This is a genomic window from Microcoleus sp. MON1_C5 (assembly GCF_036701875.1).
Classification (GTDB): Bacteria; Cyanobacteriota; Cyanobacteriia; order Cyanobacteriales; family Microcoleaceae; genus Microcoleus.
In genome coordinates this window covers 1-24,440 of the sequence record NZ_JAUBRN010000079.1, presented here as the reverse complement: position 1 = coordinate 24,440, position 24,440 = coordinate 1, and the positions used below count along the sequence as shown (strand labels likewise).

Annotated in this window: 17 protein-coding genes, 1 other RNA gene and 1 CRISPR repeat array; of the genes, 9 read left to right on the top strand and 9 right to left on the bottom strand. The window is 46.0% G+C overall.

Annotated elements, in window-relative coordinates; translation table 11 throughout:
• Window positions 1–234 precede the first annotated feature (234 nt).
• The 4 genes from QUA71_RS26110 to folD form a co-directional block, all read right to left on the bottom strand.
• A complete protein-coding gene (locus QUA71_RS26110) occupies window positions 235–996 on the bottom strand; it encodes a calcium-binding protein (RefSeq protein ID WP_333289546.1) in 762 nt (253 codons plus the stop codon).
• Window positions 997–1,069: 73 nt separating this feature from the next.
• Window positions 1,070–1,168: a hypothetical protein gene (locus QUA71_RS26105; protein ID WP_333289548.1), complete on the bottom strand. Its 99-nt coding sequence runs from the start codon at window positions 1,166–1,168 to the stop codon at window positions 1,070–1,072.
• 368 nt (window positions 1,169–1,536) lie between these two features.
• Window positions 1,537–2,295 (bottom strand): calcium-binding protein, encoded by a 759-nt coding sequence (locus QUA71_RS26100; RefSeq protein ID WP_333289544.1) that lies wholly within the window; start codon window positions 2,293–2,295, stop codon window positions 1,537–1,539.
• A 76-nt stretch (window positions 2,296–2,371) separates the two neighbouring features.
• Window positions 2,372–3,250, bottom strand: a complete 879-nt coding sequence (folD, locus tag QUA71_RS26095; RefSeq protein WP_333289542.1) for a bifunctional methylenetetrahydrofolate dehydrogenase/methenyltetrahydrofolate cyclohydrolase FolD — start codon at window positions 3,248–3,250, stop codon at window positions 2,372–2,374.
• Window positions 3,251–3,401: 151 nt separating this feature from the next.
• Between folD and QUA71_RS26090 the strand changes: the two genes are divergently transcribed.
• Together QUA71_RS26090 and QUA71_RS26085 are read left to right on the top strand one after the other, a co-directional pair.
• Window positions 3,402–3,827, top strand: a complete 426-nt coding sequence (locus QUA71_RS26090) for a DNA-binding protein (RefSeq protein ID WP_242722186.1) — start codon at window positions 3,402–3,404, stop codon at window positions 3,825–3,827.
• A 221-nt stretch (window positions 3,828–4,048) separates the two neighbouring features.
• A complete protein-coding gene (locus QUA71_RS26085; protein WP_190658201.1) occupies window positions 4,049–4,471 on the top strand; it encodes an NUDIX hydrolase in 423 nt (140 codons plus the stop codon).
• A gap of 96 nt (window positions 4,472–4,567) precedes the next feature.
• On the opposite strand, the gene QUA71_RS26080 is transcribed toward QUA71_RS26085, so the two are convergent.
• Entirely contained in the window at window positions 4,568–5,116 is a 549-nt protein-coding gene (locus QUA71_RS26080) for a LeuD/DmdB family oxidoreductase small subunit (protein WP_333289539.1), read from the bottom strand.
• A gap of 178 nt (window positions 5,117–5,294) precedes the next feature.
• Between QUA71_RS26080 and QUA71_RS26075 the strand changes: the two genes are divergently transcribed.
• The 5 genes from QUA71_RS26075 (at window position 5,295) to QUA71_RS26055 (ending at window position 14,251) form a co-directional block, all read left to right on the top strand.
• Window positions 5,295–6,170: a hypothetical protein gene (locus tag QUA71_RS26075; RefSeq protein ID WP_333289537.1), complete on the top strand. Its 876-nt coding sequence runs from the start codon at window positions 5,295–5,297 to the stop codon at window positions 6,168–6,170.
• A 532-nt stretch (window positions 6,171–6,702) separates the two neighbouring features.
• Window positions 6,703–8,928, top strand: a complete 2,226-nt coding sequence (locus tag QUA71_RS26070) for a GAF domain-containing sensor histidine kinase (RefSeq protein WP_333289535.1) — start codon at window positions 6,703–6,705, stop codon at window positions 8,926–8,928.
• 445 nt (window positions 8,929–9,373) lie between these two features.
• Entirely contained in the window at window positions 9,374–11,053 is a 1,680-nt protein-coding gene (locus QUA71_RS26065; RefSeq protein ID WP_333289533.1) for an AarF/ABC1/UbiB kinase family protein, read from the top strand.
• A 958-nt stretch (window positions 11,054–12,011) separates the two neighbouring features.
• The gene (gene galT, locus QUA71_RS26060) at window positions 12,012–13,097 is read left to right on the top strand and encodes a galactose-1-phosphate uridylyltransferase (RefSeq protein WP_333289531.1); all 1,086 of its coding nucleotides are present in this window, start codon (window positions 12,012–12,014) and stop codon (window positions 13,095–13,097) included.
• A 29-nt stretch (window positions 13,098–13,126) separates the two neighbouring features.
• Window positions 13,127–14,251 carry a M24 family metallopeptidase gene (locus QUA71_RS26055; RefSeq protein ID WP_333289529.1) on the top strand — a complete coding sequence of 375 codons (1,125 nt, stop codon included), beginning with the start codon at window positions 13,127–13,129 and terminating at the stop codon, window positions 14,249–14,251.
• A 313-nt stretch (window positions 14,252–14,564) separates the two neighbouring features.
• On the opposite strand, the gene ssrS is transcribed toward QUA71_RS26055, so the two are convergent.
• Window positions 14,565–14,751, bottom strand: a non-coding RNA gene (gene ssrS, locus QUA71_RS26050) — 6S RNA.
• Between the two features lie 50 nt (window positions 14,752–14,801).
• Complete coding sequence (locus QUA71_RS26045; protein ID WP_333289527.1) at window positions 14,802–16,064, bottom strand: 5-(carboxyamino)imidazole ribonucleotide synthase; 1,263 nt, start codon at window positions 16,062–16,064, stop codon at window positions 14,802–14,804.
• Window positions 16,065–16,402: 338 nt separating this feature from the next.
• Here QUA71_RS26045 and purD point away from each other — a divergent pair, with 338 nt between their 5' ends.
• Both purD and QUA71_RS26035 read left to right on the top strand, forming a co-directional pair.
• On the top strand, window positions 16,403–17,683 hold the full coding sequence (gene purD / locus QUA71_RS26040; RefSeq protein WP_333289525.1) for a phosphoribosylamine--glycine ligase: 1,281 nt from the start codon (window positions 16,403–16,405) through the stop codon (window positions 17,681–17,683).
• Between the two features lie 170 nt (window positions 17,684–17,853).
• Window positions 17,854–20,040: an ATP-binding protein gene (locus tag QUA71_RS26035; protein WP_333289523.1), complete on the top strand. Its 2,187-nt coding sequence runs from the start codon at window positions 17,854–17,856 to the stop codon at window positions 20,038–20,040.
• A 207-nt stretch (window positions 20,041–20,247) separates the two neighbouring features.
• Here the strand turns inward: QUA71_RS26035 and QUA71_RS26030 are convergent, their stop codons facing one another.
• Window positions 20,248–21,147 (bottom strand): S1 RNA-binding domain-containing protein, encoded by a 900-nt coding sequence (locus QUA71_RS26030; protein ID WP_333289521.1) that lies wholly within the window; start codon window positions 21,145–21,147, stop codon window positions 20,248–20,250.
• 99 nt (window positions 21,148–21,246) lie between these two features.
• A complete protein-coding gene (locus QUA71_RS26025; RefSeq protein WP_333289519.1) occupies window positions 21,247–21,993 on the bottom strand; it encodes a dienelactone hydrolase family protein in 747 nt (248 codons plus the stop codon).
• A 1,084-nt stretch (window positions 21,994–23,077) separates the two neighbouring features.
• Window positions 23,078–24,340: direct repeats of the CRISPR family, unit length 37 nt; unit sequence GCCGAAAAAAACCTAAAACCCTATCAGGGATTGAAAC.
• Window positions 24,341–24,440: the final 100 nt, after the last annotated feature.

The window sequence follows — 24,440 nt, the reverse complement described above, 5'->3', positions numbered from 1 at the left end:
ATGCACCTTACTTGCTCTCCATTTTTGGACACCATACCTAATTTACCACTATTTGAGCCTTAACTGAACCGTATTGGGACTTACCCTGCACTGTCAAATTTTACACGACCCATAGTAGTAAGGGGCGAAATACGCACCCTACTAGCGTTTCTGCGTAACTCCTGTAAATATCAGGAGTTACTTTTTGCCTAAAAATATGATAAATTTGTCAGCTTACCAGTGATTCTCCTGAAATTAGAAACCCTGAACGGCAACAATCCTGCTTTGTAGTTCATTAGGCGTTACATCGCCTACAAAACCTAAAATCGCGTTAGAATTCCTGACTCTGATTAGAGTTCCTGAAACAAGTCCGCTAATTTCGCTGAGAAAAACTGGAGGAACCAATAATTGTAAAGCTTGCGACACATCGAGCCTATATGTGAATGTCACATTCTCTACTGGCTCCAACAATATATCATTCACCGTTAAACCACTCGCTAATCCAATGCGATCGACATCAGGATCAAAATTTGTGATCGCATCACTAGAATTGATACCTGTAGTGGCAGGATCTATTCCCAGAACGCATAAATTATTGCCCAAGCCACAAATTAAGTAGTCTCTGCCCAAGCCACCAACTAGAGTGTTATTTCCCTCTTGACCGTCTAAAAGATCGTTGCCTCTACCCCCAAATAAAATATCATCGCCTGCCCTTCCATAAATCAAATCAGCATCTAGACCACCACTGAGGCAGTCATTCCCCTCATGTCCATACAGGCCATCTTTTCCTTTTCCCCCAAATACAGAATCGTTGCCTACAAAACCTCTGAGAACATCTTCCCCTTCATTTCCCAGGATTAACTCGCTAGCCTCTGAGCCATCTACGGTATCGTCGCCATCGAGCGCCCAAGCTCCTAAAGAGAAGTTGGTTAGATCTCCAGGAGTAAGTTGAATGAATTCCGAGGTGTTGTCGCCAATTAAGCGCAATGTCCCTGACGCATCCGGTTTTAAAGCCATAGCTAAAATCTTTGTGTGTTGGTAGATTACTAACCCTACTTGAGCCAATACTGCCTCACAAGTGGGTCATAATTCAATTAGAACCGTATTCAATATAATAACTCGAAATGGTATTTTCCAAAAGCCTAACAACAGTCATCGACCCGATTCCTCCCGGCACCGGCGCGATCAATCCCGCTACTGTTTTAACAGCATTAAAATCAACATCTGGGGCCAAACGACTCGTACCGTCTGGATTGACAACGCCGAATTCGCGTTGTTGCTATCTTGAGTTTCTCACGGTAAATCTTAGTGATTAGTGATTTCGATCGGAGCTTGAAATCGTTATTACACAAACTTTTGTACGCCGAGGCGGACTCAAAGAGTAAATAATTTTACAGGACTTATGCTGCATAGCCAATTTTTACACGACCCATAGTAGTAAGGTGCGAAATACGCACCCTACTACTAGCGTTTCTGCGTAAGTCCTGTAAATATCAGGAGTTAATTTGTGGCCAACAAAATGATAAGTTGGTCAGTCCAGCAGTGATTGTTCTGAACTTAGAAACCCTGAACGGAAACAATCCTGCTTTGTAGTTCATTAGGCGTTACATCCTCTACAAAACCTAAAATCGCGTTAGAATTCCTGACTCTGATTAGAGTCCCTGAAGCAGGTTCGCTATTTTCCCTCAGATCGGGAGGCAGGAGTTGTAGTAAAGCTTGCGGCCCATCGATCCTAGATGTTAATGTCACATTCTCTATCGGCTCCAACACTATATCATTGACCGTTAAGTCACTGGCTAATCCAATACGATCCAAATCAGGAACAAAATTTACGATTATATCACTAGAATTGATATCTGTAGTGGCAGGATCTATTCCCAGAACGCATAAATTATTGCCTCCACCACAAATTAATGCGTCTCTGCCCAAGCCGCCAACCAGAGTGCTATTCCCATCTCCGCCGCCTAAAACATCATTGCCTCTACCCCCAAATAAAATATCATCGCCAGCCTCTCCAAGAAGAAAATCAGCATCTAGACCACCACTGAGGTAGTCATTTCCATCAGATCCAGACAGGGCGTCTCTTCCTTTTCCCCCAAATAAAGAATCGTTGCCTGCAAAACCTGTGAGAATATCTTCCCCTTCATTTCCCAGGATTAACTCGCTAGCCCCTGAGCCATTTACTGTATCGTTGCCATCGAGGGCCCAAGCTCCTAAAGGGAAGTTGTTTAGATCTCCAGGAGTAAGTTGAATTCCTTCCGAGGTGTCGTCGCCAATTAAGCGCAATGTCCCTGATGGATCGGGTTTTAAAGCCATAGTTAAAATCTTTGTGTGTTGGTAGATTACTAACCCTACTAATTGAGCCAATACTGGCTCACAAGTTTGCCCCTATTCAATTAGAACCGTATTCAATATAACTCGAAACGGTATTTTCCAAAAGCATAGCAACAGTCATCGGCCCGATTCCTCCCGGCACCGGTGTGATAAATTCGGCTACTGTTTTAACAGCCTCAAAGTCAACATCTCCGGCCAAACGACTCGTACCGTCTGGATTGACGACGCGGTTAATACCGACATCAATTACTACTGATCCAGGTTTGACCATATTAGGTGTAATCATTTCTGTGCGGCCGACTGCGGCTATTAAAATATCGGCTTGATTGGTAATAGATTCTAAGTTTTGCGATCGCGAATGAGCTACAGTAACAGTACAATCGGCTTCTAACAGCATCAGCGCCATCGGTTTACCTACCAAAATACTCCGTCCCAAAACAACGGCATTTTTTCCTTTTAAATCAATCTGGTATTCCTGCAATAACCGCATCACTCCGGCGGGAGTACAACTCCGCAAACCTTGCTCCCCACGCACGAGACGGCCTAAATTTACAGGGTGAAGTCCGTCAGCATCTTTGTCGGGGGCAATTTGGTACAGCAGGGCAATTGCATCTAAGTGTTCTGGTAGCGGTAATTGAACTAAAATGCCATCTACTCGATCGTCTTCGTTGAGCGCACGAATTGCAAGTTCTAGTTCGGCTTGAGTAGCGTTTGCGGGGTAATGCTGGCCGAAGGAAGCTATGCCAACTTTAGCGCAGGCTCGCTCTTTATTGCGAACATAGGCTGCGCTAGCTGGGTTGTCGCCCACCATCAGCACCGCAAGTCCGGGAGGACGCCCCTTTTGGGGTTGCAGGGCGCGGACTCGATCGCTCAGCTCGGTTTGAATCTTTGTCGCTAAAGCTTTGCCATCTAGTATTTGAGCAGTTTTGGCATCCATTGTAGACTCTGGGTTAGGGGCGGACGATTTTAGATTTTAGCTTAATCCCCGCCAAGGACTACACTAGAGAAATTTATTACTTGCGATCGATTCTTGGGATTCTGTTAAAGTAAGTCGTATCTCACATCTCAAATCTCAAATCAGTTGACCAATGACTACTGCAATTAAGCAAGTTTGGGTTCAAAGATTCTGCACCGGCTCTTTATCGCTAATCCTCGCCAGCGGTTTTTTCAGTTGTGGCAATTTACCTCTGTCTCAACTTAATCTTGGTTTTAATGTGGCTAGCATTGGCGACGTTCAACAAAAGCGGCAAGTGGATGCTGAAGTTTATCTCCGGGGAAAGGTGGAAAATCGCGCTCCGTTTGTGGGGAATGCGGCCTATCAACTTGAGGATGGTACTGGCAGTATTTGGATTTTAACCACGCAAGATTTGCCCCAGCTTGGCGATGAAGTGTTGCTGAAGGGAGAAGTCCGCTACAAGAGTATTACTCTGAAGGAATTGGCAGGAAAGGATTTAGGTGAAGTTTATGTTGAGGAAATGGAGCAATTAAAGCGCACTCCAGCGGCTAATAAATAAAAATACGAAGCTGCTAATTTATTTCAATAAGTAAGTCTATTTCCTACAAATCAAAGGTTTATAGTTGTGCTTGGGCGATTTGGAGCTGTTTATTTATCTTCAAAGTTCATCAACCATAATATTATGGTCTGGGCGGGTTTACCTATATTTTTGGTTAATTTTACAGATGTTGGTGAACCCGCTCCTACAGCACTTTTTTCCTTCTCTTTTCTTTCTAACACATGACTAAAATTCACGTTGCGATCGCGATTTTGTACCGAGAGGGCAAGTTTCTCTGTCAGTTGCGGGACGATATTCCTCATATCAGGTATCCCGGACATTGGGCTTTGTTTGGCGGACACTTGGAACCGGGAGAAACGCCGGAAGTTGCTGTAGTGCGGGAATTATCAGAGGAAATTGGCTATGCTCCTGCAAGTGTTTCTTTTTTCTGTTGTGATGTCGAAAAAGATGTCGTTCGCCACGTTTTTCATGCACAACTTAGTGCGGATGTCAAGGATTTAGTTTTGCTTGAGGGGTGGGATATGAAGTTGTTGACACCCGAGCAGATTCGGGCTGGCAAATGCTATTCTGAGCAGTCAGGAGATGTGCGACCTTTTGGCATTGCTCACCAGCGTATTTTATTGAATTTTATTGAGTCGATTTGAAAAAATTTCCCCGCACCCTAGATGGGAGCGGTTTGAGCTGGGAGATCTTCGTAAGGTGCGCCCGGTGGTACACCCTACATTGCAGGGTTTTAAAAGTTAAGAGCGAGCCGCAATCATTCCCGTTTGGCGCGCGTACTCAAACAGCCCTCCGGCATCTATTACAGGCCCTACTTCTCCTAAAGGTTTGAGCGAGAAAGTTCGATCGACAGTGTGGTTGACAATTACCTCTGCTGTAAAGTCGATCGTCACTTCTTGACCGGTTACAAACAAGTCGCAGAGCCGCTCGACTGATTCCATCGGGTACAATTCCCCAGTAGCCGAGCAATTGCGAAAGAAAATGCGGGCGTAAGACAAAGCCACCACTGCTGTGACGCCGGCGGCCCCGAGAGCTATCGGAGCGTGCTCCCGCGAAGAACCGCAGCCAAAATTTTCGCCCGCTATGATAATCGGATACCGGGTTTTCTGTTCACCGGATTCGATAAACTTACCGTAGCGATCGGGCAACCCAATCATAGCGTAACTGCCTAGTTTCTCGTACTCATCCGGCTTCGAGGGAACCAGGGTCAGGTATTCGGCCGGGATAATTTGATCTGTATCGATGTTGTCGTCTACAACAAAAATTTGACCGCTAATTACTTTACCCATAGTTTATTTCCTGTTAGCCTCGCTCGATGCTGTGGTGATAATTTTAAGTGGATCGGTATGCAAAATTTGCATCTGTTCATTTTAACCTGGCAGTGTCAGTGATAACCTGTATGAGTAAAAATTAGATCCGAGACTTTGGGTTAACAATTAACAGATTGCTAAGCGTCAAGATAGTTTTATGGCCAATCCAATAGATGACATTGCTCGACAAGCTCGCGAGGGCTCGGTTGCATCGATTATTCAAATCCTTAATGACGAACTGGCACAGGTAGGGGTCAGGGCCCGAGCTGTGTTTGCAGAGGGGGTGCTGCAACTGCTGTGCGAAGCTGCAACGCCCCAAATGCTCGAAGAGTCTAGTTTGGTCGATCGAGTCCGAGAAATTTTGGAACGCATTTCGCCCCACAATATTCGCCGAGTCAACATCAACAGTCGGCTTGTCCGAGAACACCAACTGCTGTGGCTCGAAGAAATTAGCCGCGATCCCGATAATCAACTGTTGTGGTCTCAAGAAATTAAACTCCGAAAGCCGAATTTGTTCAAGCGTTTAGCCACCGCCCATCACGAACGCCAAGCTCTCTCCGGCAAGCGGGCTTTGCCGAGAATGGCTATACCTCGATCGATGCAGCAACCGCGGCAATTTCAGCGCGGTATCGTCGGCGGCATCAGCTTGACCGTGCTGTTACTTGCAGCAGTGGCAGCCATCTACAAAGGACTCAATTCCCAAGTGCCAAACAGCACACAAGCCACCACCCCTGCAGTGGCAACTGCTGTTCCTTCGGAGGCAAAACCTGCTTTGAAAATTTCTAAAGAGACTGTTAATTCTGCTGTTGACTCTTTTGCCCAAGCAGTGCGAGTAGCCGAACAAGCAGCCACCGAGGGCAAAACCGCTCAATCTCGCGAGGATTGGTTAGTCGTAGCTGCTAAGTGGCAGCAAGCTTCCGATTTGATGGCCGCCGTGCCTTCCAAGCACCCCCGCTACACAACGGCTCTGAACCGGACGGCACTTTACCGCCAAAATAGCGATAAAGCCCAACAGGAAGCACAAAATAAGTAAGCAGGTAAGTGGGAGAAATTTAACCAGAGACTTGCCTGCACGGCTCTAGGTGTTGTGAAAAATGAGTTTTTGAGCAAAAACTCGAAAACTCTCAACTATGTTATGAGTGATAATTTTTTGAATGGGAATTTTTGCGATCGCTGTCACTCGATCGGCGGATTTGTATCAAAATAAAAATTTGTTAATATCGCAAACTTAAATAGGAAACATCACAAAGTGAGGAGAAGGGTGTCACTAAGCGGTCTCTAGAAAAGCTTCATACTATACAATAACAGTCAAAATTAGCGGGAATCGATTGATAATCATCCGGTAAAGGATGGTAAAGTTCATCCCGTACAGATCGAAGGGTAGAAAACGAGAAAATAGAACTCTGTCAGCTCGGGGTATATTTTCAGATATCTAGTGACCCGCCGACAGGCTGCACAAACACAGAAAGCAGGGTCATAACAGTCAAGCCGACAGTTATGGAAAGGTTCTATATTTGTTGCAGCGGGAGCCGGCTCAAACATCTTAGAATAAAGGCTTGGTTGCCATGATCGATTGCCAGGGAAATCAAGACTTTAGTCCGATCGACCGATCGCCGTCAGAGTCTTGCACTTTGCATTTACCGCAAATCGCAGAACCAGTATCAGTCCAAAAATTTCTGGATCGTCTTATGCAGTTCCAGGTCGATCCTGCCCTTCTCGGGCGACAAATTTGCCAAATTCTCGCCACCAGCTTTGATCGAGAACTCCTGCTGCTGCAAATAGCCAATACTTTGGGGGTTGCATGGGGGGCAGATTTCTGTTGGGTTACTGCTGTGGTTGACCAAAAAGTAGTAAATCCGAATGCTTACTGGCAAAATAGCAGCGATTTCCCGTATGTTGCCGGTGCTGTGGATTCCACCGAAACACCGGAACACCCGCAAACCCCAAGATTAAAACCGCCTAGCATATCACTCGAACATCCCGCTTGGGCAAACGTCCTAGCAGACGGCGAGATAGTGGCGATATCCGATTATCTTGATAGTCCGGCAGCTTCATCGCCCAATTCTCCTGTGACTGCGCTGCCTTTTCGGGCAATTTTGGCAGGGCCTGCCCGATTTGGAGGGGCTGTAAATGGCATGGTGATTGTTGGTAAGTCGCAACCTCACGAGTGGTCGGTAGCCGATCGGCAGCGCCTTGAAGCAGCATCAGAGGCGATCGGCATCGCGATTTCTCACATTCAAAAAACTCAAGAAATTGCCAGCTTAAACGAACAGTTACAGCGACAAGCTAAATACAAAAATCTACTCATGTCAGTTGCTGCATCGATCGACACAAATTCAGAAGTCGATCGAATATTGCAGCAAGTTATTGAAAATACCGTCGATACCCTGGAAGTAGATACAGGTCAAATCCTGCTATTGAAATATACAGACCCTCTATTTAAAGATCGCTCCCCCAATCAAACGCCCAAAGCGAAAGTCGAATTCCTCTGCGAATCCGTTGTAAAAAAAGCTCCAAACAAACAGGCAATAACACAAAGCGCTACTGGGAAAAAAAGCTCAACATCCAAAACAAAAAACAAGGATAAAACTGCTAATTCCCAATCCAAAATCCCCAACTCCAAACCAAATAACTCTCCCGCTTTTTGGCTGTCAGAATCTAATTTGTGCCGCCAAGCATTCCACGGCGCACCCAAACCCCTCGCCCTCGCTGACGCAGGCGAATTAATCGGCAAAGAACAAGAAGCAGCCAAAGAAATTTTGAAACTCCAAGGTATTCGCGGCTTGCTGCTGGTTCCCCTCACGGGCGGTTGCTGCCAGGAAACAGTTTTGGGTTTCTTGGTTTTGCAGCACTCCGAGCCGCGCACTTGGACCCCGGAAGAATTAGAAGTTCTGGAATCAGTCAGCGCTCAAGCGAGCAAGATGATTATCCAAACTCAAACGCTTAAGGAATTGCAAACCGCAGTCTTAGACAGAACCGCTCAGTTGCAGCAAAGCCTCGACCTGCAGGGGAAACTGTACGAACAATCTGCCAATCAGCTAGAGCAAATGCGGAAATTGAAGGTGATTAAAGACGAGTTTCTCAGCACTCTGAGTCACGAGTTGCGTACCCCTTTAACAATCATGAAGCTAGCGATTCTGATGCTCAAACAAGCTGAACTGCCGTCAGCGAGTCGGACTAAGTATCTCGACATTCTCGAACAGCAGTGTTCTAAGGAAACTGCTCTGGTTAACGATTTGCTGGCCCTCAAGCAGTTTGAGCCTCAGCAAGTCCCGATTTCTCTAATCAAAATCGATCTCAACCGTTTATTGCAAGATTTAGTTAAGGATTTTGAAAAACAGTGGGCGGATAAGCAATTGACTCTGAAGGTGGATTTGCCCAAGTTAACCCCTTGCTGGGAAACCGACCCGGACATTCTCAATCGGGTGCTGCTGGAACTGCTGACGAATGCTGGAAAATACTCTGCTTCTGGAACGGCGGTAGTTTTGGAGGCGTCTGAGGCAGCCGGCTATATTGTCCTGAGCATTTCTAATTTCGGGCGCGGCATTTCTGCTGCTGATTTACCCCACATCTTTGACAAGTTCCGCCGCGGCACTGGCATTACTGACCAAGCTATCGCCGGTACGGGTTTGGGTCTGGCTCTGGTAAAGTCTTTAGTGCAGCACTTGAATGGTACTATTGATGTATCTAGCTGTCCGGCAGAAAGTTCAGAATCTGACAATTTGTGGCGCACATCTTTTACTCTGACTCTGCCGCAATTTGCAGCGGAACTCTGTAATGTAGAAGAATAGTTCGGTTGAGAAGCTGCTGGGAATTGGCAGCGAACAGGCGAAACTAGAAAACTTGCCAGAAGAGGGAGATTTGGAAATGTCGTAAACTCTACCAAGTCCTCTGTTTTGAATTGTTGGTCTGGTTGCAGTCTAAATTGCCGGTTCTCAATTGCTGATTTTCCCCAAGACTTATATTATGTCTAGTTATTGGGCTGTAATTAGCGCGTGTTTGTCGTGAGTACGACTGTCCTCTATTTATGAATAATTAATGAGGACTTGCATTACTTACTAGGAACTTAATTATAATTGTATAGTCGGAGATGACATTACGCAGTATAGACCAAAGAAACTGAGTTTTTTAACTGTTTCAAAGGCCTGCCATCCGTCTTTTCGTACAAGCCGGTTTCTGCGTCCTGGATTGTCCCCTAAAAATTGTCACGGTGCATGGAATTCGATAGCCAATATTATGCTCACAAAAGCTGCACCTAAAACCCTGCGTTGGCAACGTTCTAAATATTCGCCACTGGCACGGCAAATAGACATTTTTGCAGCGGCGGGAAAGTTTATGTTTTTTTTGTGGTGGGACGGACTGCTGCAAAATAATTCGCCTCAAACTAGAAGAATTCGGGCTCATTGGTTGGTCAATACTTTGCTGAATTTAGGCCCGACTTTTATTAAAATCGGGCAGTCTCTCTCGACTCGGGCGGATTTGCTGCCGCTTGAGTATGTGAAGGAACTCGAACAGTTGCAGGATCGGGTTCCTCAGTTTAGTTCCGAAGAGGCGATCGCTCTTGTAGAATCAGAGTTAGGCAAGGATATTTATGCTTTGTACCGCGATTTTGACCCGTCGCCGATCGCTGCTGCGAGTCTGGGACAGGTACACAAAGCGAGGCTGCACACCGGGGAAGATGTGATTGTGAAGGTGCAGCGTCCGGGTTTGGAAAGTTTATTTGATTTGGATGTGAAGGCGGTGCGCCAAGTGATGCGTTTTTGCGATCGCTATTTGCCTGGGACGCGCAAATATGACCTGGAATCTATTTATCACGAGTTTTTTAAGATTTTATATCAAGAAATTGACTACGTGCAAGAAGGTAAAAATTCCGATCGCTTTAGCCATAATTTTCGAGAATATCCTCAGGTTATTGTCCCGAAAGTCTACTGGCAATACACGACTAAAAAAGTGCTGACTCTAGAATACGCACCAGGCATTAAGGTGGACGACCGCATTAGTTTAGAGGCGATTGGAGTGGATATTGTGAAGCTCAATCAACTCGGAATTTGCTGTTATTTAAAACAGTTGTTAATAGACGGTTTTTTTCAAGCTGACCCGCATCCGGGAAATTTGGCGGTGACAGAAGATGGTAGCTTGATTTTTTACGATTTTGGGATGATGGCTGAGATAAAGTCTCTGGCTAAAGACCAAATGGTCAAGACTTTTTTTGCTGTGATGAGAAAGGATACTGACGAGGTACTCAATACTTTAATTTCGATCGGCTTGATTGAGCCGATGCCGGATATGATGCCGGTACGCAGGCTGATTGCTTTTCTGTTGGATAAGTTTATTGATAAGCCGATCGACCTTCAAGCTTTTAATGAAATTAAGAACGAACTTTACATCATGTTCGAGCAGCAACCGTTTCGCTTGCCTGCAGAAATGATGTTTATTGTCAAGTCCGTGACGACTCTCGACGGCATAGCTAGAACTCTCGACCCTAACTACAATTTCATAGCATCCGCTCAGCCTTTTGTCAAGAGTATTGCGGTGAGCAAGGGGCGGGGAAATGCGATCGGAGAATTGGCAAGGCAAGCGCGAAGTTTTATTACATATAAGTTACGGCAGCCGAGCAAATCGCAAGTTTTTATCAAGCGTTTGGAGCAGCGAATTGAAGAGGGCGAACTGCAAATTAGAGTGCGAAATATCGAGAGCGAAAGAGCCTTGAAACGCATTAATTTAGCTTTGAAAACTCTAATTTTTGCTTGTCTGACTGGTTTTGTGTTTTTGTCGGGTGCAGTGCTGCTAGTGGGCGGATATCAAACGGGGGCGATCGCAGCTTTTGCGGTTTCGGGATTCGGTGGCTTGTTTGTGTTGCGCTCGTTGTTAGACTTGTTGGTTAAGGAAAAGCTCGATCGAATGGTCGATCGATAAATATACTGGCTAATTGGGAATTGCGATCGTAGTCAAAACATTAGCCCTCATTAAAAAGACTAATGCTGACTCATGTTTCCTGCATTTGTAGGTTATTTAATGCTGTCCAACGCTCATATTCCGATTCTTGGGCCACTAACTCTGCTTCTATCTCTGCTCAATTTTCGTGATAATCAGTGCAGCATAAACCTGCGCTAAGCAGAGATGATCCAATTCTGCTGCTATTTAATCAGCAATATTACCTTGTTATATAACGCTGTAATTCGCTGCACTATTATTGCAGTACCTGCAATAATAGGGATACAATTGCGAAGGTGTGGAGCGCGGATAATTAAAGTGGCAATATCCGTTAAAGTTAGCTTAGGTGAATCAGAGGTTAAAAATTAGGTAGTCCTGCAGAGTCAGTATAATTAAGGGTTTTATTTGATAGCTCAAATGGCGTTCTACTCATCAATAAAATACCAAAGAGCTTCCTATAATATTGGAGAGTATTTTAAAGTGGTGATTTCCCCTCCTACAAAATATTCTTTGTATCCGAGTATTATTAAATCTTTCTAGTTAGTCTGACCACTATCCTTTCCTACTGCTATATCTTGTTAAACAGGAGAATTGGTGATTTTTTTAGCGAGCAAGTTTTTAATCTCGTGAGGCTCACTCTTGATGAGAGAAAAAGGAGATCCCTTTTTTGGCACACTATATATAGTGGGCCTGCGTAAGTCCTGTTAAAGCTAAAGTCCTCTTAGATATGACTCAAGAACTCATTAGTCCTCATAGCGAGCTCTTTCGCTAAAAACCACGTGGGTTTCGACCCCTGGCGGACTTGCGGACGGTCGGCTGACGTTGGTACAGCAAAGTAAACTTGTTAAAATAATTTGCGACTTTAGGTAGGGGCGGATGCTCAAAGCACGAAGTTATACTCCTAACATATATTAAACGCGATCGCCCGCCCCTACAAAAAATGTACGCCCAAACATTGCTAAAACCAGACGGCCGCCCACTCACACTGTATAGTCGCTACCCAATCCCAGAAGGTATCGCGGCCGTAAGTCCCAGCAATGAACCAGTAGAGGCAAACCCCCACTTTCGCTGGCATCCTTTGCGGGGGGAATGGGTAGCATACGCCAGCCACCGTCAGGGAAGAACTTTCATGCCGCCGCCGGAATACAACCCGCTGGCAGCTACAATTAACCCTAAGTTTCCGACAGAATTGCCACCGGGAGAGTACGATGTAGCAGTGTTTGACAACCGCTTTCCCTCGCTGACTGTGCAAGCAAAAAATGCACCTGCAAATATTGTCGAAACTTTGCCCGCCAAGGGCATTTGCGAAGTCGTTGTTTTCACTCAAGATCCGCTGGCTTCGTTGGGTTCTTTGGAGTTATCTCACTTGGAATTATTGTTAGAAGTATGGGCCGATCGCACTTCAGTTATTGGCAGCAATCCCGAAATTCAATACGTCTTGCCCTTTGAAAATCGCGGCGTCGAAGTCGGAGTAACTTTGCACCATCCCCACGGTCAAATTTACGCTTATCCGTTCGTGCCACCTGTGCCGGCACGGATGTTAGAGTGTCAATCGGTTTACTATCAAAAAAACAGTAGCGGTTTGCTGCAAGATTTGATTCAAAAAGAGATTTCCGACAAACAGCGAATTATTTATTTAGACGAAGAGGCGATCGCCTTTGTCCCCGCTTGTGCCCGCTACCCTTACGAAGTGTGGATTGCCCCGATCGCCCCCGCTGCTACATTTGTCGATTTGACGGAAAAACAGCGTCAATCACTCGCTAAAGCCTTAAAAACAGTCACCCTCAAATATGACGGTTTGTGGCATCGCCCATTCCCTTATTTGATGGCTTGGTTTCAAGGGCCAACAGACGGTAAACCCCATCCAGAAGCGCATTTGCACGCCCAATTTTATCCGCCCTATCGATCGAGCGAGCGGCTAAAATACCTAGCAGGAACCGAACTCGCCGCCGGAATGTTTGCCAACGACGCTTTACCGGAAGAAAAAGCTAAAGAATTGCAAGCCGTATCGGTCAATCTATCTTAGATTTTAGATTTTAGATTTTGGGTCAATATATGATAAACTCATTCAACAAAGAAGTCGATATAAAACTCGAATTCATCCGCAAAGCCTTAACCGAAACAAAAGCGATCGCCCTTCGCTTGCGAGGCACTGACTGGTTTGCCTGGGCCACAGCCGGCGGTTCTCATACAGTATTGCTAACTGCAGAAACCGGAGTTGCAGAAATATTAATTACTGCGGAAAACGCTTGGGTTCTCACCGATGAAATCGAAGCTCAACGCTTGCAGGACGAGGAATTGCCAGCCAACTTTCAAATGCACATCTATCCTTGGGCAGATGTTGCACAGCGCGAAGCTTTCGTCAAAGAAATTACTGGTGACGGTAACGTCATGAGCGATCGGCCAATTTATCCCAAAGAAACGCCAATAATCGCATCTTTACAGTCTCGCAAACAGACAATGATGTCAAGCGAATTAGAGCGATACCGGCGAGTCGGGCGTTTAGCCAGCGAAGCGATGACAGAGGTACTTTCTGCAGCCAAACCAACATGGACAGAATATCAGCTAGCGGGAGCCGGTGCAGAGGCTTTGTGGGCGAGAGGTTTGCATCCAGCCCTGACATTAGTTGCTGGAGAAAGGCGTTTACCAATGTACCGCCACGCCACCGCTACCGCCGAACAAATTGGGCGACAAGCAATGTTAGTATTTTGCGCGAGGGGATGGGGTTTGTATGCAAATTTAACCAGATTTGTCTGTTTCGATTTTCTTGGGGAAAAGTATTCACAGTTGCACCGACAAGTCAGGGAAATTGAAGCAGCGGCCTTAAATTTGTGTCAGCCGGGAGTAACGCTGAATGCGGTTTATGATACGCTTAAAACTGCTTACGAAGAGCACGGATATCCTCAAGCAATTGCGGAACACCATCAAGGCGGAACTACCGGATATTTGGCGCGGGAAATTGTGGCGAATCCGGCTACTTCAGATATTTTGGCAGAAAATATGGCTGTGGCTTGGAATCCGAGTTTGTCGGGAGCAAAAATTGAGGATACGTTTTTAATTCACAGCGATGGAACGTTGGAAAATTTGACTTTTGATCCGAATTGGCCGAGTGTAGAAGTAGCGGGAAGGTTGCGGCCAGTACCGCTGGAAATATGGCACGATCGACCGTCGTCAATTTAACTTATCGCTTTATTTTTATCTCAGGCGCGATCGACAAGTTTTATCAATTTCGGTTGCACTCCTAAGGATGGCTTGACGAGTGACTGTCAGTCGAAAAACTGAATGATTGTTAAGTTTTGACTGTTGACTCGATTTTATTATTCCTTCCGATGCAACCGGAAACGATATCCTTGCTAAGGCATTATTTAGAATGAAATAGCCCTGGCTAGACGAGTTTAGGCAAAACTTTAAGATGTAGTATGACAAAGGCGTTTATCTCAAAAAAAAATAGGCTAGCCATATTTCACAGCGCCTATCTCAATCGAAATTTTAATGGCTCCCCGCAACGCCGTCTTACCTCAGCTTTTGACCTGGTATTTTACCAGGTGGGTACCGTGGCCCGTGCTTAAAGTTTCTGGGTACAAGCCCAGTTTACTGCTGCCCGAACATCTTGATTCCCGAGAGTTAAGAGTTATAGATCAAAAAAACATTATTGGCAGTCACCAACGTCGCAGTAGAACCTTTATTTAATATATACCAACTAACCAGATTTTGGCAACCTTCGAGCAATTTAACTTGCATACCAGATGGATTCTACGGTTTGAGCGAGATCCTCTGCTGACGATCGCCCCTGAGCCACCTTGTCCGCGTCGAGCACAACTGTAACGTGACCGAGTTTGCGGCCGGGACGCGATTCTTTCTTACCATACCAATGTACAAAAGCACCGCTAATTTGTGCCAGTTGTTTTCTTTTTGCTAAATAATCGGACTGGGCAGACTCGTAGCCTAGCAAATTTACCATGACAGCGCCTGCACATTTCAGAGCCGAATTGCCTAAAGGCAGTTGACAAACTGCGCGCAAATGCTGTTCAAATTGTGAAGTTTCGCAGGCATCAATGGTAAAATGTCCCGAGTTGTGAGTGCGGGGTGCAATTTCATTGACTAACAGCTTATTATCGGCGGTTAAAAATAATTCAATGCCGAATACGCCGACAGCTTGCAAACTGTTGAGGAGAGTGCGGGCGATCGCACAAGCTTCACTTTTCACCTCTAAACTAATATCAGCGGGCGCAATCACCAGGCGGCAAACTTGATTTTGCTGTTGGGTTTCTACGATCGGATAAATCGCAATTTCGCCAGTTGCCGATCGAGCCGCAATCACTGCCAATTCGCGATCGAACGGCACAAACTCTTCCACTAGCAAAGACTGACCTTGGAGTTTAGCACGAATTGACTCCAAACTCCCCCGATCCTTAACAATAAAAGTACCTTGGCCGTCATAACCGTGGCGGCGAACTTTGACGACAAAGGGAAAGTCGCTCGATCCAGCATCCGAGTCTCCTTCCATCTGCACGCTGTCGGAAACCGAAATTGCCGGAAAGTCGATCGCCACCGCCTTAGACAATTCTGGGGGCAAATCCGCGCTGCAATCCCATTCCCAAAACCTCGGAGTTGGTAAACCCAAACCTTGTAAATAACAGCGCTGAACGTACTTATCCAACAAAGGAGAAAGCGACGACAAACTCGGCTGAAATAACACACCTTGCTGTTCTAGCGGCCGCAAACCATCCAAATCCACAAACTCATTTTCAAAAGTAATAACATCGCAGCCAGCCGCCAATTGAGCCGTAGCCAAAACATCATCAACAGCAGCCAAAACAACACCAGCAGCAACAGAAACTGCCGGGTCAGTAGCATGGGGAGTTTGTACTACCAATTCAATACCTAGCGCCCTAGCAGCATCCCCCATCATCGAAGCTAGCTGGCCGCCGCCGACAACGCCCACCCGCTTAAATTTGGCAGACGAACTCGCAGCGGTTTGATTTGATTTCATGTGAGTAAAATTTCGCAAAGTCAACCTGCCTATCTTATCGCTATTTGGCCCTGGCTCTATTACAGTAATTGAAGAGTTAAAAGCCAGAAAAGAGTTTTAATTGCAGGATTAAATCGAGGCAGAACCCCTAAAAATTGGGCAGCTAAAGTCTTTAATTATTGCACGCTCCCAGCCATTGAGAAACAGCGGTCGAAGCCCACTCCTCCAGAAAAGTGCCACATCTAGCAATTCCCTAGCGCCAAGCATGGCATAATTGACAGCACTGCAAAAAGCAGATAGACAGATGCCAACACTGAAAATCAGACATTCAGGAAACAAAATTTATAGGTGAGGATACTGTGAAAGTTTTAGTTGTGGGAAACGGAGGGCGCGAACACGCCATCGCAAAAAAACTGCTAGAATCTACGCGGATTAAACAAGTATTCTGCGTACCGGGTAACGGCGGCACAGCTACGACCCCAGGCTGTCAAAATCTGTCGCTCAACATCGACGACTTCCAAGGCATCGAACGCTTTGTGATGGTCAACAACATCGGATTAGTCATCGTCGGCCCCGAATTGCCCCTATCGCTAGGCATCGCCGACTATTTCCAACAGAAAAAACTCATGATTTTCGGGCCCACCAAAGCCGGCGCCCAAATTGAATCCAGCAAATCCTGGGCCAAAGAATTGATGCTCCAAGCAGGCATCCCCACACCCAAAGCTGCCGTATTTACAGACGCAGAAGCAGCAAAAGCATACGTTCTGGAACAAGGAACCCCAATAGTCATCAAAGCAGACGGACTCGCATCAGGCAAAGGAGTCACCGTTGCCACCACCGTCAAAATGGCTCACAGCGCCATCAACACCATTTTCCGAGGCGAATTCGGCACCGACAACCTCCGAGTCGTCGTCGAAGAATTCTTAACAGGTCAAGAAGTCTCGATTCTCGCCCTCACGGACGGCATCACAGTGGAACCGTTGCTGCCGGCCCAAGACCACAAAGCTATCGGCGAAGGCGACCAGGGAGCCAACACCGGCGGTATGGGAGCCTACGCCCCAGCGCCCATTGTCACCCCGGAACTCATGGAAAGGATTCAAGAAGAAATTCTCGAACCCACCCTCGCAGCACTGCAAAAACGCAAAATCGACTACCGGGGTGTACTCTACGCAGGTTTAATGATTACCCCCGAGGGAGAACCCAAAGTCTTAGAATTCAACTGCCGTTTCGGAGATCCCGAAACTCAAGCGGTTTTGTCGCTGCTGGAAACCCCCTTAGAAGATTTGGTGCTGGCCTGCTGTCAGCAGCGTCTCGGTGAATATTCTATTCGCTGGAAGTCGGGGGCATCTGTTTGCGTAGTTTTGGCTTCTGGGGGCTATCCTGGAACTTATCAAAAAGGCAAAGTTATTACAGGTATCGAGGAAGCTGAAGCCAAAGGAGCAGAAGTGTTTCACGCCGGCACCCAGTTGAAGCAGCAGCAGTTGGTGAGCGACGGCGGCCGGGTTTTGGGCGTCACTGCGGCGGGAGAAACTTTGGAACAAGCTATCTCCAAAGCTTATGCAGCAGTTGATTGTATCCAATTTGAAGGCGTCTACTGCCGCCGGGACATCGGCCGCCGAGCGCTTGGCGATAAAAATTAGGAACTGCGACATCGGCCGCCATCCCACAGCCAAGCAATCTCAATGTAGAAATGTAACAATGAAGTTTGGTATCTCTGCGGTGGCGGTAGCGGACAAGTCGCTGCAGAAAATTCGATCGGGAGCCAACGGAATTGATCTTGCTTTTAATATTGAACGGGTGAACTGGTGAAATGCTGGCCATACTAAACAAAATCGGAGAAATTATTGCCCGCTGGTGGTCGGATTTTACCCTCCAGACCCGCCTGATGGCCGCTGCTACCCTCGTAGTGTCGTTAATTATGAGTGGCCTCACCTTCTGGGCCGTGAATACTATCCAGCAAGACGCGCGACTTAACGATACTCGCTACGGCCGCGACCTCGGCCTGCTGTTGGCGGCAAATGTGGCGCCGCTGATTGCCAAAAACGATCGCTCCGAAGTAGCCCGCTTTTCCCGCCAATTTTACAGCAGCACCTTCAGTGTCCGCTATATGCTTTACGCAGACGAAGCGGGGGATATTTTCCTGGGGATACCCTTTTCCGAATCCGAGGTGGAAACTTCCCTGACGCTGCGCCGCCAGATCAAACTTCCCGATAATTTTATCGCCGATATTGAAGCGAGAAATTTAACTTCTTTGCCTTTGGTGCGGCAGCATTTGACGCCAGATGGGGAAGTTACCGATGTATTTGTGCCGTTAATTCATGAAGACAAATATTTGGGAGTTTTGGCGATCGGCATTAACCCAAATCCCGCAGCAGTTATCTCTTCAAATCTGACTAGGGATGTCACTTTAGCAGTATTTGTCACTATTTGGGTGATGGTAATTTTGGGGGCTGTATTTAATGCTCTGACAATTACTCAGCCGATAAAACAATTAGTCTTCGGGGTCAAAAACATTGCCAGCGGGAATTTTAAGCAGCGAGTTGACCTGCCTTTAGGGGGAGAATTGGGCGAGTTGATCGGCAGTTTTAATGAAATGGCCCAGAAACTCGAAAGTTATGAAGAACAAAATATTGAAGAGCTGACAGCGGAAAAAGCTAAGTTAGAAACTTTGGTTTCAACGATTGCTGATGGCGCGCTTTTATTAAACGCAAATTTGCAGGTTATTTTAGTTAATCCGACGGGGATGCGGATTTTTGGATGGCAAGGCAAAAAAGCTATCGGAGTAAATGTTCTGAACATTTTGCCTTCGGAAGTGCAGCAGGAGTTGGCGAGACCGTTGCAGGAAATAGCTGCGGGCGATCGCGAAGGCGGCGAATTTCGCATCTCTATGAGCGAACCAGTTAACCGTACAATTCGGATTGTTTTAACTACTGTCATTCTGCACAAAGCGCCCGGTGCCGAACCGCTGTGCAAAAGCTGCATCCGCCATGAGGAAGATACCTGTACCGAGCCACAACGCCCGGTAGCTGTAGAGTGTACTTTCTACGAGCAAACCTCCAAGCATCAATGTTCTGGAAATTACCGAGAAAGTCTCAAAGGCATTGCAATGACAGTGCAGGACATCACTCGGGAAGTAGAACTCAATGAGGCTAAAAGCAATTTTATCAGCAATGTTTCTCACGAATTGAGAACACCTTTATTTAATATCAAATCTTTTATCGAGACTCTCCACGAGTACGGAGAAGACCTTCTAGAAAGCGAGCGCAGGGAATTCCTAGAAATTGCCAATCGAGAAACCGATCGACTAACTCGTTTAGTTAACGACGTGTTAGACTTGTCGCGACTGGAATCCTGCCGAGTTTATCACTTGGAGGCTGTTGACCTCCCGCAAGCTGTGGAACAAACCCTGCGGACTTATCAGTTAAATGCTAAGGATAAAGGCATTGAATTAGAGCAAGAAGTTGACCCGTATTTGCCGCCTGCTTTAGGTCATTACGATTTGTTACTGCAAGTATTTGCCAATTTAGTAGGAAATGCCTTAAAATTTACTCAGTCAGGCGGCAAGGTGGCCATTCGAGCGTATTTGCTAGAGCCGGAGGCGCCAACCCACAAAGACGGTCACTCCCTCAACCAAAACTTGTCACCGGATGCCAAACATTTTCCGGTAGTGCGGATCGAAATTTCTGATACTGGAATTGGCATAGATCCTGAAGACCAACAAGCAATATTCGATCGCTTTTTCCGGGTAGAAAACCGAGTACACACTTTAGAAGGAACGGGATTAGGTCTTTCTATTGTCAGAAACATTATTGACAAGCACCACACTAAAATTAATTTAGTTAGCGAAGTTAATGTGGGTACGACTTTCTGGTTCGACTTGGCAGTTTATCAGCCGAAACAAACACTAGAGATGGAAAATTCTTGGCCCGTGGAAGCAACTGTGGAAAGTGAAACAAGTTCGAGTCATCTTATATCGATTCCGGTTGCACCGGAATGATTGTTGACTGTTGACTGTTGACTGTTGACTGTTGATTAGGAATCAAGAAGAAAGCAGATTAGTTAGATTGGGATTTTTTAACCGCAGATATTAGCCGAGGGACACAGATGAAGGCCGATGATTTTATCTGTGTTTATCGGCTAATATCTGCGGTTAAACCTACATTCCTATTGTTTTCGGTAGATGGGGTTCTAATTACGTCAAGACTTAAGAAAGAGTCTTTCGAGCGCGTTCCGATCGCTCTTCTGCGGTATCCATAACATCCGCCATTTTATCCACCATTTCCCCGGGATAATTTTCCAGTACCCGAGTAGAAAGAGAAATCCGGCCACGACTTTCATCGAGGTCAAGCACGATCGCTTTCAGGGGTTGACCGGGAGCAAACACCTTTCCAAGGTTATCAATATATTTTTGGCTAACTTGCTTGATGTGCAGCAAACCGCTAACTCCTTCCAAGTCCACAAACACGCCAAAAGGCTTGATGCTGCTGACTTTTCCTTCCACCAACTGACCAATTTGCAAATCCTTGAAGGCATTCGATTGAGTGGCCATCCGCTGGGAAAGTACGAGTTTTTCTCGTTCGCGATCGACCTCCAAAAAATTAACGCTCAAAGATTGACCGATCAGCGATTCTAGGTTATCGCGTTCCACTAAGTGCGATCGCGGAATAAAACCGCGCATTCCCTGAACATCTACTGTCACGCCGCCCTTATTCGCCCCAGAAACCCGCACCTGAAGAACTTTACCGGTTTCCTGCAATTCAATTAAATCTTCCCAAGCTTGCTGAATTTGTAACTGCCGCAGAGACAAAGTAACTTGGCCATCTGCATCTTGTTCGCGGATAATCAAAAAGTCCCGTTCCTCGTCCAGCGGAACCACTTCCGACAAATCCGTTACTGTTCTCAAAGCAGCCTCTTCGATCGGCAAAAAAGCCGAAGACTTGCCGCCGATATCAACATACGCGCCGTTTGAGTCGTACTCGAACACTTTGCCGCGCACTACTTGTCCCTTCTGGAACTCGTAATTGTGCTGTTCGAGGGCTTTAGCAAAATCATCCATTGAAAAGGATGCTTTTGCGCTTTGAGAACCTGTAGATTTGGAATTCATGTCAGTTTAGTTGTCTGTTGTCAGTAATTTAGTTGCCAGTCGTCAGTAGAAAAAATTTTCCCACTCTCCCCATCTTCCTATCTCCCCATCTTCCACTCTCTAAGCTGGTTGAAGTTGCTGATGAAATAGCTGCTTCACCTGCACCCACGAGTCGGCTGCTGCCGTAGCGTCGTAACTGCCGCGGTGGTCGCAGAAGAAGCCGTGATCGGCATTGTAGCGGAAAATTTGGTGAGAAATACTGTGTTTTTGCAATTCTGCGGCGATTTGGTCAACTTGTTCTAAGGGAATGCTGGGGTCTTGAGTGCCAAAAAAGGCGTAGAGAGTGCCTTTAATGTCTGCTGTGCGGGCGATCGTGGGGGTGTCGCCGCCGGGGGTTTGGGTGGCGATACCGGCGCCGTAGAACGACGCTGTAGCCTTGATTTCGGGCAAAGTAGCGGCGAGATAGGCGACGTGTCCTCCAAAGCAGAAACCAATGCAGCCAAAACCTTCTGGTTTGACAGAGGGTAGAGTTTTCAGGTAATCGATGGTGGCTTGGATATCGCTGACAAGTTCGGAAGCTGTGGTTTTTTCTTTGTATTCTCTGCCGATTTGGATAGCTTCGGGTGTGTAGCCGGTTTCAAAGCCGGGGGCTTGACGCTGGTAAATGGCTGGGGCGATCGCCACATATCCTTCTTTTGCTATTCTTTCAGTAACTTCGCGGATGTGCGAGTTGACGCCAAAGATTTCTTGAATTACGATAACTGCGGGAAATTGCCCTGGGGAGGTTGGCTGGGCTAGGTATGCAGCTATTTGTAAATCCCCGTTAGGAACTGTGATGTTTTCGGTGCTAATTTCGGCTTTTGTCATAGGTAGTTTTAAGGTAAATGCCACTCTACTGATTTTAAGTTAATTTGGGGAATTTTTAGGCAATTCGCCAATAATATTTTTCGGAACCGCAAAGCGCAAATACCGCAAATATGGTATATAAAAATTCGCTATTTATTGAAGGTTTAGGTTTTGCTGAATAAGTCGGGTTCTATCGCTCCTAGCAATTAATTGCGGTAAAATATCGGTAAAATATAAGTTTGGGTCTGTGATTGGCTCAAACATTGATTTTTATAAGCCTAGGGTTGAGAACATTTTATCTGGCTTGTTCGTGAGATTTTTTAGATAAGTATCTAACTCGATTAGCTGTTAAATATGAGCTATTTTTTTTACTATGTCGGAGTAGTTTTTAAATCCATTTCCTTTTTTGTGGGCGGAATCGTTGTGTTTTTTTTTGCTAATTTTAAGTATTCTTTTAGGGCTATATTGCGGTAGGTTGTTGGTTTTTCCTTGAGCTTCCCTTTATGGGCAGTGGATGTAGTACAGTGTGTTTGAGTGTGCTGAATTGAGTGAGACTGAGTATGGTAAGTTACGATCGCCACGCCGAACAAAGTCATCGAACCAGTTGAGGAGATTGATTCCGGCTAGGACTCAAATCTAAGTTACGCTCGCCACGCCGAACAAAGTCATCGAACCTGTGGAGGAGAGAGATGCAGGCTAGGACTAAAATCTAAGTTACGATCGCCCTGCCGAACAAAGTCATCGAACCCAAGGAAGACTGTATTTTGTTTTTTCCGCTGTGCGCTTGCTGTCACGCTAAGAGCGAAGGTATTGGTGGCGTAGAGCCCGTTGAGCGCACAATATTTTTTGCTTAGTTTGCGTCAATGGGTAGCTGTTAAAATCGGAGTATCAAATTTGTCGGCTCGAACTCATGTGCAGCAAGAGTTTGATGCCCCTCGTGTGAAAAAAAGATTGACGGAAAGTCTGAAAGCTTTACAGGATAAGGTTTTGGAGTGAGTAGGGAAACTCGGGTATTGACAAGCCGAAGGCTGGAATGGTACTTTTCTTTTAGATGAACGCAACTGCACCTTGAAAACCAAATACACCCTGGCTTCTGGAACGGGCGGCCGAAAAAAACCTAAAACCCTATCAGGGATTGAAACGGCAAGGTGGCGGCGTATAACTCAAAATTGCACGCCGAAAAAAACCTAAAACCCTATCAGGGATTGAAACGACGGAATATTACACCGCCGACAGAAATAATAGAAGCCGAAAAAAACCTAAAACCCTATCAGGGATTGAAACTGGTAATCGGAAGGAGCTGCTTCTTCCCCTTTTCTGGCCGAAAAAAACCTAAAACCCTATCAGGGATTGAAACTTTGAGGAGGCAATGGCTGCTAAGTTTGTGCCAGGGCCGAAAAAAACCTAAAACCCTATCAGGGATTGAAACTTATCTCTGTCTGCGATCGTAGGGAAAATGCGAGAGTTAAGCCGAAAAAAACCTAAAACCCTATCAGGGATTGAAACGAAAGCGAATCGATTCGCGAATCGATTCGAGATGAAGCCGAAAAAAACCTAAAACCCTATCAGGGATTGAAACTTATCGAGATGTCAATTGGGAAGTCGAACCGATTGCCGAAAAAAACCTAAAACCCTATCAGGGATTGAAACTCGTGAATCAACCTGTAACTGTAGGTCAACGCCTCGCGCCGAAAAAAACCTAAAACCCTATCAGGGATTGAAACGAGAAAAACCCGCGCCGAAAAAACAGCATTATACGGCCGAAAAAAACCTAAAACCCTATCAGGGATTGAAACGTACATACAAGCATAAGCTACCTCGCAATCTTTTATGCCGAAAAAAACCTAAAACCCTATCAGGGATTGAAACGGGCATGAATTAACCGAACTTAGCCTCGACAAAGCCGAAAAAAACCTAAAACCCTATCAGGGATTGAAACAAACGGTATCACGCAGGTCTCATAAGCCTGAAAGGCCGAAAAAAACCTAAAACCCTATCAGGGATTGAAACGCCGACAGATACTCGCTGTCAATTGTTTGGTCGCCTGCCGAAAAAAACCTAAAACCCTATCAGGGATTGAAACGGAGCCGGCTTCCCCTATGCCGGAATCAAACTCGCCGAAAAAAACCTAAAACCCTATCAGGGATTGAAACGTACTAGATGACGGTGCAGGAAAGCGCACAAATCGGCCGAAAAAAACCTAAAACCCTATCAGGGATTGAAACACAGATTTAGCTGTTTTCGGAGGGAATGGACTAGCGCCGAAAAAAACCTAAAACCCTATCAGGGATTGAAACAGATTGCCGCCGCCGTTGCGAGCAAGAAAAATTCGCCGAAAAAAACCTAAAACCCTATCAGGGATTGAAACCGATTCCTGCAGAGCTCATTTAAAACTTAACCCTCTTTTGTCACTCTACGCAGAGGAAAACGTGCCATAAGGGATATTGAGGTTTTGAAAAATTGAACGA

What these genes read in the sequence shown, in the direction of transcription:
- QUA71_RS26110 (WP_333289546.1), bottom strand. Translation starts at nt 996, where the DNA reads ATGGCTTTAAAACCGGATGCGTCAGGGACATTGCGCTTAATTGGCGAC.
- QUA71_RS26100 (WP_333289544.1), bottom strand. Translation starts at nt 2,295, where the DNA reads ATGGCTTTAAAACCCGATCCATCAGGGACATTGCGCTTAATTGGCGAC.
- folD (WP_333289542.1), bottom strand. Translation starts at nt 3,250, where the DNA reads ATGGATGCCAAAACTGCTCAAATACTAGATGGCAAAGCTTTAGCGACA.
- QUA71_RS26090 (WP_242722186.1), top strand. Translation starts at nt 3,402, where the DNA reads ATGACTACTGCAATTAAGCAAGTTTGGGTTCAAAGATTCTGCACCGGC.
- QUA71_RS26085 (WP_190658201.1), top strand. Translation starts at nt 4,049, where the DNA reads ATGACTAAAATTCACGTTGCGATCGCGATTTTGTACCGAGAGGGCAAG.
- QUA71_RS26080 (WP_333289539.1), bottom strand. Translation starts at nt 5,116, where the DNA reads ATGGGTAAAGTAATTAGCGGTCAAATTTTTGTTGTAGACGACAACATC.
- QUA71_RS26075 (WP_333289537.1), top strand. Translation starts at nt 5,295, where the DNA reads ATGGCCAATCCAATAGATGACATTGCTCGACAAGCTCGCGAGGGCTCG.
- QUA71_RS26070 (WP_333289535.1), top strand. Translation starts at nt 6,703, where the DNA reads ATGATCGATTGCCAGGGAAATCAAGACTTTAGTCCGATCGACCGATCG.
- QUA71_RS26065 (WP_333289533.1), top strand. Translation starts at nt 9,374, where the DNA reads ATGCTCACAAAAGCTGCACCTAAAACCCTGCGTTGGCAACGTTCTAAA.
- galT (WP_333289531.1), top strand. Translation starts at nt 12,012, where the DNA reads ATGTACGCCCAAACATTGCTAAAACCAGACGGCCGCCCACTCACACTG.
- QUA71_RS26055 (WP_333289529.1), top strand. Translation starts at nt 13,127, where the DNA reads ATGATAAACTCATTCAACAAAGAAGTCGATATAAAACTCGAATTCATC.
- QUA71_RS26045 (WP_333289527.1), bottom strand. Translation starts at nt 16,064, where the DNA reads ATGAAATCAAATCAAACCGCTGCGAGTTCGTCTGCCAAATTTAAGCGG.
- QUA71_RS26035 (WP_333289523.1), top strand. Translation starts at nt 17,854, where the DNA reads ATGCTGGCCATACTAAACAAAATCGGAGAAATTATTGCCCGCTGGTGG.
- QUA71_RS26030 (WP_333289521.1), bottom strand. Translation starts at nt 21,147, where the DNA reads ATGAATTCCAAATCTACAGGTTCTCAAAGCGCAAAAGCATCCTTTTCA.
- QUA71_RS26025 (WP_333289519.1), bottom strand. Translation starts at nt 21,993, where the DNA reads ATGACAAAAGCCGAAATTAGCACCGAAAACATCACAGTTCCTAACGGG.